Raw genomic sequence first — 12,874 nt, 5'->3', positions numbered from 1 at the left:
GCTTTAGACGGCGGCAGTCAGCTGCACTTCGACCTTGTAGCCTTCGTGGGCCAGACGGGCCTGTACGCAGGCGCGGACCGGCGCTGTGCCAGCCGGGATCCAGGCATCCCACTGCTCGTTGAAGGCCGCGATGTCCGCAATGTCCTTGAGATAGATGTTGGCCATCAGGATCTTGTCGACGCCGGAACCGTTGGCTTCCAGCAGGCGCTGCAGGCTCTCCAGCACTTCACGGGTCTGCTGGTGAATATCGGCGGTCTCGGTGGCGGGTACTTCCACCACGTAGAGGGTGCCGTTGTGAATGACCACGTCAGACCAACGCTGGGTGGTGCCGATTCGGGTAATGGCTGGCATGGATTGCTCCGGTGTTGGGGCTCACTGACCCTTGCGGATCAGATAGCGGTAAGGGGCCTGCTCTGTCTCGCTGGCGACCAGGGTGTGATCCATGAAGCGGCAGAAACTGGGGATGTCGCGGGTGGTTGAGGGGTCGTCGGCACTGACCAGCAGGGTCTCCCCGTCAGCCATCAACCGCACTTTTTTACGAACCATCATCACTGGCTCGGGACAACGAAGCCCGATTGCGTCCAACTCGTGAGTTGCGTCGCAGAATAAAGCACTCATCAATAATCAACCTTCAACCAAATCAGCTGCCAATGATACTCACGGCGAAAAAATAATCAAACCACTCCGGCAACTGGCAGCATATGTAACCAAAGTGTTATCTGGGCCTACCCACTCACCGCCGTATGAGTAATATAAAAATTGAACCATATTCAACAAGGAGGTGTGAATATGCAGGTCTCCTACGGCAGATTACAAGCCTACGCAGGCATGGGGTTCTTGTCTTTCGCCATGATAGTGATGGGCAGCCCGATCGGTAACACCGGCACCTGGTTCGGTTCCATGGTGATGATCGGACTGGGGCTCTGGATCGAGCTCAGCGATTACTACGACGAGGATGAGGACGAAAACGATCAATCCTGACCCCAATACTTTCATAACGACAAAGGCGGATATCTCATCCGCCTTTGTCGTTTCTGGCCGCCGCGAAAAGCGTCAGCGGGTCGAGCGCATGGCCCGCTCCAGATGCAGTGCCGTCTGCTGCGGGTTGGCTCTGGGGTCGTTGAAGAAGTTGCTCAGCACATCCATGATCGCCTGGCGCATGTTAGTCGGCGTCGCCATCCCTTCCGCCATGCTGGGCAGCAGGTTGCCCTCCCGCTCTGCCAGCAGAAAATCCTGATAGGAGCGGATGGCGCAGCGGTCGAACTTGCTCATGTCCGGCTTGGTCAGCGCCGGTATCGAACCTTTCACCCGGTTGAACTCTTGCTGGAAGCGCGGCGTCATCAGCAGCTGGGCCAGCTCGCCCTGGGCCTGCAGCTGGGCAGGATCCCTCTGCTTGAACATGGCGATAGAGTCGAGGTTGTAGCTGAACAGGTTGGCACTGCCGGGGCTCGGCAGGCACTCGATATCCTCGCCGGGCCGGTAGTTGCCGGCGCTCAGCTCCCCCTTCACCCAGTCCCCCATGATCTGCATGGCGGCGCCGCCGCTCTCCAGCAGGTTGGTGGCCTGGTGCCACTTCAGGCCGGCGTATTTCTCCGGCACATAGCCGCGCAGCTGCTGAAAGCGGGTCAGCACCCGCACCATGTCGGGGCCGGTCAGGGTGGCGCTGTCCTGTTCCACGAAGGCTTTGCGGTAGAACGCCTTGCCCCCTTCGCCGAGTGCCACCGTTTCGAACAGCACCGCCAGCTGCCAGGGCTCGTTGCCGATGGCGAGCGGGGTGATCCCTTGCTGCTTGAGCCGATCGGCCACGGTCACGAACTGGGCCCAGCTGGTGGGCGGCGTCAGCTTGTTGCGCTCGAAGATCTTGCGGTTGAGCCACAGCCAGTTGACCCGATGGATGCCGGTCGGCACCGCCATCAGGGCACCGTTCTGGCTGAGGGTCTCCCGCACCATGGGCGGCAGCTGGAGATACCAGCCGAGGTGTTCGGCCATGGGGGTGAGATCGCGCAGGAAGCCGAGTCCGGCCCACTCCCGCAACTCGAACCCCTTGAGGTGGGCCGCCTCCGGCGGATTGGCCGCCAGTGCCCGGCTTTTCAGCACCGTCATGGCGTTCTTGCCGCCGCCCCCCTGCACCGCGAAGTCGTTCCACTGGTTGCCCTGCTCGGTCCACTCGGACTTGAGCACTTCCACCGCCCTGGCCTCGCCGCCGGAGGTCCACCAGTGCAGTACCTCCACCTGGGAGGCGCTTACAGGCAGGGAGAGCAGGGCGATGACAGAAAAAGACAACCACTTCATAAGGTTACTGCCTTGGTAGGGAGAGGGTGGCCTGCAGGCCGCCCTGCGGACGATTTTCCAGCACCAGATCGCCGCCGTGGGCGTGTGCTATGTTGCGGGCAATGCCCAGACCCAGACCGGTGCCGGCCAGATCCGTGCTGAGCCGGTAGTAGGGCTCGAAGATGCGTTCGAACTGATCCTCCGGCAGGCCGGGACCCTCGTCCATGATGAACAGGATCAGCATCTCCTCGTCGTCCATGATGATGATGCGCACCCGTTGGCCGTACTTGATGCCGTTGTCCACCAGGTTGCCGATGCAACGCTTGAGGGCCAGCGGCTTGCCACGGTAGGGCTGCTTGCAGTGGCCTTCGATGGTCAGCCGCTCGTCGTGCAGGTTCATGGCTTCCGCCATCTGCTCCAGCATGGCGTCGATGTCGAGCTGCTCGATGTTTTCGTGGATGTCGGTGTCTTTCACCGTCTGCAGCGCCCCCTTCACCATCAGCTCCAGCTCGTCCAGGTCCTTGTTGAACTTGGCGATCTGCTGCTCGTCGTCGAGCAGTTCGACCCGCAGCCGCAGCCGGGTGATGGGGGTCTTGAGGTCGTGGGAAATCGAGCTGAACAACCGCTCTCTATCGTCGATATAGCGGCGAATGCGGTGCTGCATGATGTTGAAGGCGCGGGTCGCCGCCACGATCTCGGAGGCCCCCTCCTCTTTCAGGGAGGGCTGGTCGATGTCCTTGCCGAGGTTGACCGCCGCCTTGGCCAGCCGGCGCAGCGGCCGGGTCTGCCAGCGCACCAGCAGGAAGGTGAAGAAGCAGAGGAACACCGTCATCAGGGCGATGAAGCGCACCTGGTTGCTGGGCATGACGGTATCGTCGAGCGTCATGTAGGGGGCCGGCAGCAGGGCTGCCAGATAGAGCCACTCACCCGGCTCTATTTCGATCTGGGTCACCAGCACAGGTGGATTGATTGGCTCCAGCGACAGGGTGTAGCGGGCCCAGGAGGAGGGCAGATCCGCCAGCAGGGTGTCGTTGTTGAAGACGTGCAGCTCTTCGGGGCGCGAGAAGTCCACCTTGATCGCCATGGCGTCGGAGAGTTTGCGGGTCAGCACCCCCTGCACCTCTTTGAGCACCAGCGTCTTGCGCTCGCTGTCGGGGATGGCGCTGATGTGGATCTCCTCTTCGTTCAGTGACACGAAGAAGCGGCTGCCGCCCATGTTGCGCAGCTGGTCCAGCGCGATGTGGCGGTACTGCAACGGCAGGGATTTGAAGAAGTTGACGGTGGAGGCGGCCGACAGCGCCAGGTTGCGGGTGGTGCTGAGCATGCCTTCCAGCTCCCGCTTCTGGATCTGCTGCATCCAGATGCCGGTGAGGATGGTCTGGGAGAGCAGGATCGCCAGCAGCAACAGCAGCAGCATCCGCGACAGCAGGGAACGGGGCACCAGCGCCCGCCAGAACCACCTGGTACTCATGGGATCTCTCGCCTTGTGTCGATCAGCATGCCGTCGCTACCTTGCTGGCTCTCATGGGATCTCGTGCACCTCGGCGATCAGCATGTAGCCACTGCCGCGAATGGTCTTGATGATGCGCGGGCTCTTGCCGTTGTCACCCAGCTTCTGGCGCAAGCGGCTGATCTGCACGTCGATGCCGCGCTCCATCGGCAGGCTCTCGCGACCGCGGGTGGCGTCCGAGATGGTATCCCGGTCCAGTACCACACCGGGCTGTTGCAGGAACATGCCGAGCAGCAGGGCATCGCTGCCGGAGAGATCCAGCAGACTGCCATCCTCGTGGGTCAGCTGGTGGCTCAGGGTATCCAGAGTCCACTCGGCGAAGCGCAGCCGGCGGCTCGGTTCTTTCTCTTTTTCCGGCTGGCGGAATTCGGCGCGGCGCAGCAGCGCCTTGATGCGGGCCTGCAGCTCGCGCGGGCTGAAGGGCTTGGCGATGTAGTCATCGGCACCGAGCTCGAGGCCGATCACCCGGTCCGCTTCGTCGGAGGCGGCGGTCAGCATGATGATGGGCACCTGGGAGTCGCGACGGATCTGCTGGCAGAGGGTAAAACCGTCGTCGCCCGGCATCATGATATCGAGAATGATGAGGTCCGGGTTGTGCTGGGCGAGCTGCTTGCGCATCTCGTTGCCCTCCGCTGCGGTCAATACCTCGAAGCCGGCCCTGGTCAGGTATTCGTTGAGCAGCTCGCGGATCTCTTGGTCGTCGTCGACGATCAGCAGTTGTTTGCTCGTTGACATATGTATGTGCATCCACCCATTTTTTTGTGCAGATTGAACCTGTCAGGGGCGCAAAAAGCAAGCAAGCCCCCCATCTAATGTGAGGTTATGGGCAATATCCTCCCATATCCTGCCGTGCAAATAAAAAAGGCCGACCCAAACGGGCCGGCCAATACGCAGATTCCGACGGCAGAAGTGCACCCCGTGTGGCGCACTCCACAGACTCGATGACGGGCCGAGCAGACCGACCCCAAAACAGGTGACAGGAGCCCGCTTCGCCGGGAAGCAGGAACGGGTTCCTCTCTATCAATACAGCCCCGACCGGCGAGCCGGTCAGGGGGATACTTACACTCGTTCGAACACGGTGGCGATGCCCTGACCCAGGCCGATGCACATGGTGGCAACCCCCAGGGTGGCGTCCTTCTCTTCCATCAGGTTGAGCAGGGTGGTAGAGATGCGGGCGCCGGAGCAGCCGAGCGGGTGACCCAGGGCGATGGCACCACCGTTCAGGTTCACCTTCTCATCCACCACGTCTTGCAGACCCAGATCCTTCACACAGGGCAGGGACTGGGCGGCAAACGCCTCGTTCAGCTCGAACAGGTCGATGTCGCCGATGGTCAGGCCGGCCCGCTTGAGCGCCTTCTGGGTGGCCGGCACCGGGCCGTAACCCATGATGGCGGCATCGCAGCCGGCGACGGCCATGGCGCGCACCCGGGCGCGCGGGGTGAGGCCGAGCGCCTTGGCGCGATCCGCACTCATCACCAGCATGGCGGCGGCGCCATCGGACAGGGCCGACGAGGTGCCGGCGGTGACGGTACCGTTGACCGGGTCGAACACCGGGCGCAGCTGGCTCAGGGTTTCTACCGTGGTCTCCGGGCGGATCACCTCGTCATAGTCGTAGAAGAAGCGGGCGCCGCTGGCGTCATGGCCTTCCAGCCCGACGATCTCCTTGGCGAAACGGCCTTCCACGGTGGCGGCGTGAGCGCGGCGGTGGGAGCGGGCGGCAAACTCGTCCTGCTGCTGACGACTGATGCCGTGCAGCTTGCCGAGCATCTCGGCGGTCAACCCCATCATGCCGGAGGCTTTCGCCACCGACTTGGCCATGCCGGGGTGGAAGTCCACCCCGTGGCTCATCGGTACGTGGCCCATGTGCTCGACACCGCCGATGATGAAGATATCCCCATCACCCACCTGGATGGCGCGGGAGGCGTCGTGCAGCGCCTGCATGCTGGAGCCGCACAGGCGGTTGACGGTGACCGCCCCCACCTGCTTGGGAATGCCGGCCAGCAGCGCGGCGTTGCGGGCGATGTTGAAGCCCTGCTCCAGGGTCTGCTGCACGCAGCCCCAGTAGATATCCTCGATCTCGTTCGGGTCGAGGTTGGGGTTGCGCAGCAGGATGGATTTCATCAGGTGCGCGGACAAGTCTTCTGCACGCACGTTGCGGAAGGCGCCGCCCTTGGACCGGCCCATCGGGGTCCGGATACAGTCGACAATGACTACGTCTTTCATGAATGGATCTCCTTTCCGCAATCAGTAGAAGGTTTTGCCTTGGGCAGCCATCTCGCGCAGCTTGTCGCTGACGCGGTAGAGCGGGCCCAAGTCGGCATACTGGTCGGCCATGGCCACGTAGCGATCCAGACCGATAGTGTCCAGATAGCGGAACACGCCGCCGCGGAAGGGAGGGAAGCCCAGACCGTAGACCAGCGCGATGTCGGCTTCGGCTGGCGTGGCGACTATGCCCTCTTCCAGACAGAGCACCACCTCGTTGATCATCGGGATCATCATGCGGGCGATGATGGCGTCCTTGTCGAAATCCTGTTTCGGCTTGGCGATGGGGGCCAGCAGCTCGTAAGCAGCGGCGTCGGCCACCTTTTTCGGCTTGCCCTTCTTGTCCTGCTCGTAGGCGTAGAAGCCCTTGCCGTTCTTCTGACCGAAGCGATTCACTTCGTACATCACATCGATGGCGGTACGGCCTTCCTTGCTCATGCGTGCCGGGAAGCCCTGCGCCATGACGTCACCGGCGTGGTGGCCGGTGTCGATGCCGACCACGTCCAGCAGGTAGGCGGGGCCCATCGGCCAGCCAAATTCCTTCTCCATCACCTTGTCGACGGCAGCGAAGTCGGCGCCATCGGCGACCAGCTTGTTGAAGCCGAAGAAGTAGGGGAAGAGCACGCGGTTGACGAAGAAGCCAGGGCAGTCGTTGACCACCACCGGGGACTTGCCCATGGCGGCGGCGTAGGCCACCACGCGGTTGATGGTTTCATCGGAGGTCTGCTCGCCGCGGATAATCTCTACCAGTGGCATGCGGTGCACCGGGTTGAAGAAGTGCATGCCGCAGAAGTTCTGCGGGCGCTTCAGTCCCTTGGCCAACAGGGAGATAGGAATGGTGGAGGTGTTGCTGGCGAGCACGGCGTCTTCGCCGATGATCCCTTCCACTTCGCCCAGTACGGCGGCTTTCACTTTCGGGTTTTCGACCACGGCTTCGACCACAACGTCCACGCCTTTGACGTTGTCATAGCTGAGGGTCGGGGTGATGGCAGAGAGCACCTGGCCCATCTTGATGCCGTCGATGCGGCCCTTTTCGAGCTGGCCGTTGAGCAGCTTGGTGGCCTCATTCATGCCAAGCGCCAGCGCCTTCTCGTTGATGTCTTTCATCACCGCCGGAATGCCCTTGCTGGCAGACTGATAGGCGATGCCGCCCCCCATGATGCCGGCACCCAGTACGGCGGCGTGGCTAGTGGCCTTGGCTGCCTGCTTGGCCGCTTTCTTGGCCAGCGCCTTGATGTGCTGATCGTTGAGGAAGATACCGACCAGCGCCTTGGCGACATCGGTCTTGGCCAGCTTGATGAAACCCTGTGCCTCGACGGCCAGCGCCTCGTCACGACCCATACCGGCAGCGGCTTCGACGGTTTTCACCGCCGTCATCGGCGCCGGGTAATGTTTGCCCGCCACGGCGGCAACCATGCCGGCGGCGGTGGTGAAACTCATCATGGCTTCCAGTTTGGAGAGGCGCAGCGGGGCCTTCTTGGCGGCGCGGCAGCCCTGCCAGTCCAGCTTGCCTTTGATCGCGTCCTTGATCATCTGCAGCGCAGCGCCCTGCAGTGCCTCTGGCGCGACCACGGCGTCGATGGCGCCCACCTTGAGGGCGTCATCGGCACGGTAATCCTTGCCGGTGGTGATCCACTCCAGCGCGTTGTCGGCGCCGATCACCCGCGGCAGACGGACGGTGCCGCCAAAGCCGGGCATGATACCGAGTTTGGTCTCGGGCAGGCCGATTTTGGCGCTGGTGTCAGCCAGCCGGAAGTCGGTGGAGAGAATGGTCTCGCAGCCGCCGCCCAGGGCGTGGCCCTTGATGGCACAGAGGGTGGGCACCGGCAGATCTTCGATGGCGCTGAAGATGTCGTTGGCCTTTTTCAGCCAGCCGAGCAGATCAGCCTGCGGCAGATCGAACAGTTCCAGGAATTCGGTAATGTCGGCGCCGACGATGAAGGCGTCTTTGCCGGAGGTGAGGATCAGACCTTTTAGTTCACGTTCTTGTTGTAATGCGGCGATCGCTTCGCTCAGGGAGAGCAGGGTAGCGCGATCCAGCTTGTTGACTGAACCCGGAGCATCGAACCTCAGCTCGGCAATGCCGTCTTCGAGGTAGCTGACCGTCAGGGTTTCGCCTTGGTAGATCATGAGAGTGTCTCCTTGTTCCCACATGGTGGGGGGTGGTGCTCCTTTATCCCCAGCAGGGGGCGAGGCTCACTATTGATCCAAAATAAGACAATTTCAACACCTATTTAAAACATTCGTTTAACAGATCTCGAGTAAAAGCTCGCCTCAGATTAACAACCAAAATAAAGGCGTCTGATGACGCCTTTATTAACCTTGTGTGGCCTCAGCTGGCCAACTCGGGCCGGTCGCGATACTGGCTCAGCACCTCGGGATCGGCGAGGGCGTGGGTGTTGTTGACGGGCCGGTTGTGCACCACTTCCCGCACCGCCAGCTCCACTATCTTGCCGGACTTGGTACGCGGAATGGCGTCCACCTGCAGGATGCGAGCTGGCACGTGACGGGCGGTGCAGTGCAGGCGTACCTGCTGGCGGATGCGCTCGCGCAGCGCTTCGTCCAGCATGAGGCCTGGCTTGAGCTTGACGAACAGCACCACCCGCTCGTCCTGTTGCCACTGCTGGCCGATGACGATGCTCTCTTCTACTTCCTCCAGCTGCTCGACGTAGCGGTAAATCTCGCTGGTGCCGATGCGCACGCCGCCCGGGTTGAGAGTGGCGTCGGAGCGACCGTAGAACAGGATGCCGCCGGTCGGGGTCAGCTCGATCCAGTCGCCATGGCACCAGATGTTGTCGAACCGTTCGAAATAGGCGGCGTGGTACTTGTCGCCGCTGTCGTCCCCCCAGAAACCGATGGGTTGGGCCGGGAAGGGTTTGGTGCAGACCAGCTCGCCCTTTTCCCCCTGCACCGGCTGACCCGCTTCGTTGAACACCTGTACCGCGAGGCCGAGGCCGCGTCCCTGGCTCTCGCCGCGGTAGACGGGGCTGATGGGGTTGCCGATGACGAAGCAGGAGCAGATGTCGGTGCCGCCCGAGATGGAGCTGAGCTGCACATCCCGCTTGATCTGCTGATAGACGTAGTCGAATCCCTCCGGCGACAGCACGGAGCCGGTGCTGCAGATCAGCCGCAACTGCGGCAGCTGGTGGGTCTTGATCGGGGCATAGCCCTGCTTGTGCAGCGCATCGAGATACTTGGCCGAGGTGCCGAACAGGGCGACCTCTTCGTCGCGGGCGAGATCCCACAGCACGTTGCCGTCCGGGTAGAAGGGGGAGCCGTCGTAGAGCACCAGGGTGGCGCCGGAGGCGAGGGCGCTCACCAGCCAGTTCCACATCATCCAGCCGCAGGTGGTGAAGTAGAAGATGCGCTCCCCCGGCTTGATGTCGCAGTGCAGCTGGTGTTCTTTCAGATGTTGCAGCAGGGTGCCGCCTATGCCGTGCACGATGCACTTGGGTTTGCCTGTGGTGCCGGACGAATAGAGGATGTAGAGCGGGTCATTGAAGGCCATTGGCTCGAACTGCAGGCTGGCATCCGGCTGGCTGGCCAGGATCTGGCGCCAGTCGTGGCCCAGCTGCAGGGGATGGCCCAGCAAGGGGATCATGACCGTCTGCTCTATGCTGTCGATCTGGCCGACGACCCCCGCCACTTTGTCCTGGATGTCGATGGCCTTGCCGTTGTAGCGATAGCCATCCACCGCAAACAGCACCCGCGGCCGGGTCTGGCCGAAGCGCTCCACCACGCTGGCTTCGCCGAAATCGGGGCTGGTGGAGGTCCAGATCGCCCCCAGGCTGGTGGTCGCCAGCATGGCCACCACGGTTTGCGGGATATTGGGCAGGTAGGCCGCCACCACATCGCCCCGGCCGATGCCCTGGCCACGCAGCCACTGGGCCAGCCTGGCGACCTGATCCGCCAGCTCGCGCCAGCTCAAGGTCTGGCTGGGGCTACCCTCGATGCGGGAGATGATGGCCGGCGTGTCATCCTGGCGGCGCAGCAGGTTTTCGGCGAAGTTGAGCCGGCTGTCGGGGAACCAGCGGGTGCGCTGCATCTCCTGGCGGTTCTCCGCCACTATGTTGCCGAGCTCGCCCTTGACGCCGCAGTGCTGCCACACCAGCGGCCAGAAACGGGTTGTCTTCTCCACCGACCACTGGTAGAGCTGGGCGTAGCTGTGCAGCTGCATGCCGTGGAAGCGGTTGACCTCGGCCATGAAGTGCTGGAGGTTGGATTGCTGAATCCGCTCCTGATCCGGTTGCCACAGGCAAAGGTTGTGCATGAGTAGTCCCTGACTGCATGTATCTACCGGCAGTGTATTGAATTGTTTTTTATTTGTTAATGGTTGGTTTTTGTTTCATAACAAAAGCCTTGTAACGTATGCGTTACCTCACGAAGCGATTGCTTGACGGTTCGAGCCTTGATTCGCTTGATGTTATGCTGAAACCACATTTCTCCCGGAGCAGGACGCCATGAGCAGCTACAGCCAACTTTTTGCCCAGCACCTCGACACCTTGCAGCAGCGCACCCGCGACATACTGCAACAGCAGGGACTGAGCGGTCTGGCCATCCACTCCGGCCAGACCCACCGCATCTTCCTCGATGATCAGGATTACCCCTTCAAGGTGAACCCCCAGTTCAAGGCCTGGTTGCCGGTGCTGGACAATCCCCACTGCTGGTTGCTGGTGGACGGCGTGAACAAGCCGGTGCTGCTGTTCTACCGGCCGGTGGATTTCTGGCACAAGGTGGCGGAGCTGCCCAACGCCTTCTGGGTCGACTTCTTCGATATCCGTTTCCTGACCCGTCCGGAGCAGATTGCCGATCACCTGCCGGCCAACAAGCAGGAGTGGGCCTATCTGGGCGGCCACCTGGAGGTGGCCGAGCTGCTGGGGCTGGGCCAGCCCAATCCGGAGGCGGTGCTCAACTATCTGCATTATCATCGCGCCTACAAGACGGCCTACGAGCTGGAATGCCTGCGCGATGCCAACCGCATCGGGGTGCGCGGCCACATTGCGGCCAAGGACTCCTTCATGGCGGGGGCGAGCGAGTTCGAGATCAACCTGGCCTACATGAAGGCGGTCGGGCAGGGGGCCAATGAGGCGCCCTACGGCAATATCGTCGCCATCAACCGCAATGCGGCCATCCTGCACTACACCCACCTCTCCGCCCAGCGGGTGCCCGATGCGGAGCGGTACTCCTTCCTCATCGATGCCGGTGTGGATGTGCACGGTTATGCCTCCGACATCACCCGGACCTGGGCCTGGCGTCGCGGTGAGTTTGCCGATCTGATTGCGGCGCTGGATGCCCAGCAGCAGGAGATCATCGAGGAGATCAAGCCGGGCCGCCGTTACAGCGAGCTGCATCTGCAGATGCACCACCGACTGGCGCGCCTGCTGCAAGCCACCGAGCTGGTGGATATGTCGGTGGACGAGATGATCCATACCGGGGTGACCAACGTCTTCTTCCCCCATGGTCTCGGCCACTTCCTCGGCCTGCAGGTGCACGACGCCGGCGGCTTCATGCAGGACGAGCGCGGCACCCACTTGTCGGCCCCCGAACAGTTCCCATATCTGCGCTGCACCCGGGTGATGGAGGTGGGCCAGGTGTTCACCATCGAGCCGGGTCTCTACTTCATCGACAGCCTGCTGGAGCCGCTGCGCCTCGGTGAACAGGGCAAGCGGGTCAACTGGAACAAGGTCGAGGCGCTGCGTCCCTATGGCGGCATCCGCATCGAAGACAACGTGGTGCTGCACGCCAACGGGGTGGAAAACCTGACCAGACAAGCAGGGCTCTGATGGCGGAAGACTATTCCATACCGGCCGCACCGCTGGAGGTGAGTGAGGAGATCAAGAAGAGCCGCTTCATCACTTATATCGCCCACACGCCGACCGTAGAGGCCGCCAAAGCCTGGATCGGCGAGATAAAACAGCAACATCCCGGGGCCCGGCATCACTGCTGGGCCTTTGTTGCCGGTGCCCCGCAGGACAGTCAGGTGTACGGTTTCAGCGATGACGGCGAGCCCTCGGGTACCGCCGGCAAGCCCATGCTGGCCCAGCTGATGGGGGCCGGTTTCGGGGAGATCGCCGCCGTGGTGGTGCGCTATTACGGTGGGGTACTGCTGGGCACCGGCGGCCTGGTCAAGGCCTATGGCGGTGGCGTGGGCGCGGCCCTCAAGCAGCTCGAAACCCGCATCAAGCGCCAGCAGACAGCCTCCCTTATCCAGTGTGACTATACCGACATGGGAGCGGTGGAAGCGCTGATCCAGGCGCATCAGGGTCAGTTGCTGGCGGCCGACTACGGCGCCTGCGTCACCCTGCAGGTGGCGTGGGAAGCCGCTGTTTGGAGCAGAATCGCACAGGAATTGACCGACCGAACCCAGGGTCGGGTATCCCTTCGTCCCTTAGATGGCTAGAATCCATCGCTCTTTTAGTCTGAAGAGGGAGCCGGAATGCAGATTCTGAGCATCATTCGTATCGTTGGCCTGCTGGTCGCGCTGTTCAGTTCGACCATGTTGCTGCCCGCGCTGGTCGCCTTTGGCTATCGTGATGGCGGTGGTGCCGAGTTCGTCAACTCCTTCTTCATCGCCCTGCTGCTCGGTGCCGCGCTCTGGTTTCCCAACCGCCATCAGAAGAAAGATCTCAGATCCAAGGAAGGCTTCCTCATCGTCGTGCTGTTCTGGGTGGTGCTGGGCAGCGTGGGGGCCTTGCCGTTCCTGCTGGGAGAGGTGCCCGGCATGACGGTATCGGAGGCCTTCTTCGAGTCGTTTTCCGGCCTGACCACCACGGGGGCGACCGTGCTCACCGGGCTGGACAACCTGCCCAAGGCGTTTCTGTTCTATCGCCA

The 12,874-nt window shown here is 62.3% G+C and carries 12 protein-coding genes (1 of these 12 only partly in view); 4 read left to right on the top strand and 8 right to left on the bottom strand.

What is annotated here, in order from left to right; genetic code table 11:
• Window positions 1–3: 3 nt before the first annotated feature.
• A complete protein-coding gene (locus C2U40_RS22250; RefSeq protein WP_045528576.1) occupies window positions 4–351 on the bottom strand; it encodes a RidA family protein in 348 nt (115 codons plus the stop codon).
• 21 nt (window positions 352–372) lie between these two features.
• Entirely contained in the window at window positions 373–618 is a 246-nt protein-coding gene (tusA, locus tag C2U40_RS22245) for a sulfurtransferase TusA (RefSeq protein WP_005307416.1), read from the bottom strand.
• A 171-nt stretch (window positions 619–789) separates the two neighbouring features.
• On the opposite strand from tusA, the gene C2U40_RS22240 reads away from it, so the two are divergent.
• Complete coding sequence (locus tag C2U40_RS22240) at window positions 790–981, top strand: hypothetical protein (RefSeq protein ID WP_005307420.1); 192 nt, start codon at window positions 790–792, stop codon at window positions 979–981.
• 72 nt (window positions 982–1,053) lie between these two features.
• On the opposite strand, the gene C2U40_RS22235 is transcribed toward C2U40_RS22240, so the two are convergent.
• From C2U40_RS22235 to C2U40_RS22210, 6 genes are all read right to left on the bottom strand, one after another.
• A complete protein-coding gene (locus C2U40_RS22235) occupies window positions 1,054–2,292 on the bottom strand; it encodes an ABC transporter substrate-binding protein (RefSeq protein WP_103828985.1) in 1,239 nt (412 codons plus the stop codon).
• A gap of 4 nt (window positions 2,293–2,296) precedes the next feature.
• On the bottom strand, window positions 2,297–3,742 hold the full coding sequence (locus C2U40_RS22230) for an ATP-binding protein (protein WP_042064458.1): 1,446 nt from the start codon (window positions 3,740–3,742) through the stop codon (window positions 2,297–2,299).
• 51 nt (window positions 3,743–3,793) lie between these two features.
• Window positions 3,794–4,516: a response regulator gene (locus tag C2U40_RS22225; RefSeq protein WP_016348992.1), complete on the bottom strand. Its 723-nt coding sequence runs from the start codon at window positions 4,514–4,516 to the stop codon at window positions 3,794–3,796.
• A 324-nt stretch (window positions 4,517–4,840) separates the two neighbouring features.
• Window positions 4,841–6,004, bottom strand: a complete 1,164-nt coding sequence (gene fadA / locus C2U40_RS22220) for an acetyl-CoA C-acyltransferase FadA (protein WP_016348993.1) — start codon at window positions 6,002–6,004, stop codon at window positions 4,841–4,843.
• 21 nt (window positions 6,005–6,025) lie between these two features.
• Complete coding sequence (gene fadB / locus C2U40_RS22215; protein ID WP_103828986.1) at window positions 6,026–8,173, bottom strand: fatty acid oxidation complex subunit alpha FadB; 2,148 nt, start codon at window positions 8,171–8,173, stop codon at window positions 6,026–6,028.
• A gap of 202 nt (window positions 8,174–8,375) precedes the next feature.
• The gene (locus C2U40_RS22210; RefSeq protein WP_103828987.1) at window positions 8,376–10,313 is read right to left on the bottom strand and encodes an acetoacetate--CoA ligase; all 1,938 of its coding nucleotides are present in this window, start codon (window positions 10,311–10,313) and stop codon (window positions 8,376–8,378) included.
• A gap of 190 nt (window positions 10,314–10,503) precedes the next feature.
• Here C2U40_RS22210 and pepQ point away from each other — a divergent pair, with 190 nt between their 5' ends.
• The 3 genes in view from pepQ to C2U40_RS22195 are tightly spaced (at most 36 nt apart) and all read left to right on the top strand, a layout consistent with a single transcriptional unit that may run on beyond the window.
• Window positions 10,504–11,826 carry a Xaa-Pro dipeptidase gene (gene pepQ, locus C2U40_RS22205; protein ID WP_041218417.1) on the top strand — a complete coding sequence of 441 codons (1,323 nt, stop codon included), beginning with the start codon at window positions 10,504–10,506 and terminating at the stop codon, window positions 11,824–11,826.
• Entirely contained in the window at window positions 11,826–12,443 is a 618-nt protein-coding gene (locus tag C2U40_RS22200) for a YigZ family protein (protein ID WP_103828988.1), read from the top strand. The genes pepQ and C2U40_RS22200 overlap by 1 nt, the downstream gene beginning before the upstream one ends.
• Before the next feature lie 36 nt (window positions 12,444–12,479).
• Window positions 12,480–12,874 carry the 5' portion of a TrkH family potassium uptake protein gene (locus C2U40_RS22195; protein ID WP_011704169.1) on the top strand. 1,063 nt of this gene lie beyond the right edge of the window, so 395 of the gene's 1,458 nt are visible here — the first part of the coding sequence; it begins with the start codon at window positions 12,480–12,482; its stop codon lies beyond the right edge, outside the window.

Origin of the sequence: Aeromonas sp. ASNIH4, from assembly GCF_002934425.1 — a bacterium.
In the GTDB taxonomy this organism is placed as follows: domain Bacteria; phylum Pseudomonadota; class Gammaproteobacteria; order Enterobacterales; family Aeromonadaceae; genus Aeromonas; species Aeromonas hydrophila.
Note: the sequence above shows the minus strand (reverse complement) of the source record. Positions and strands in the feature narration are given on the sequence as shown.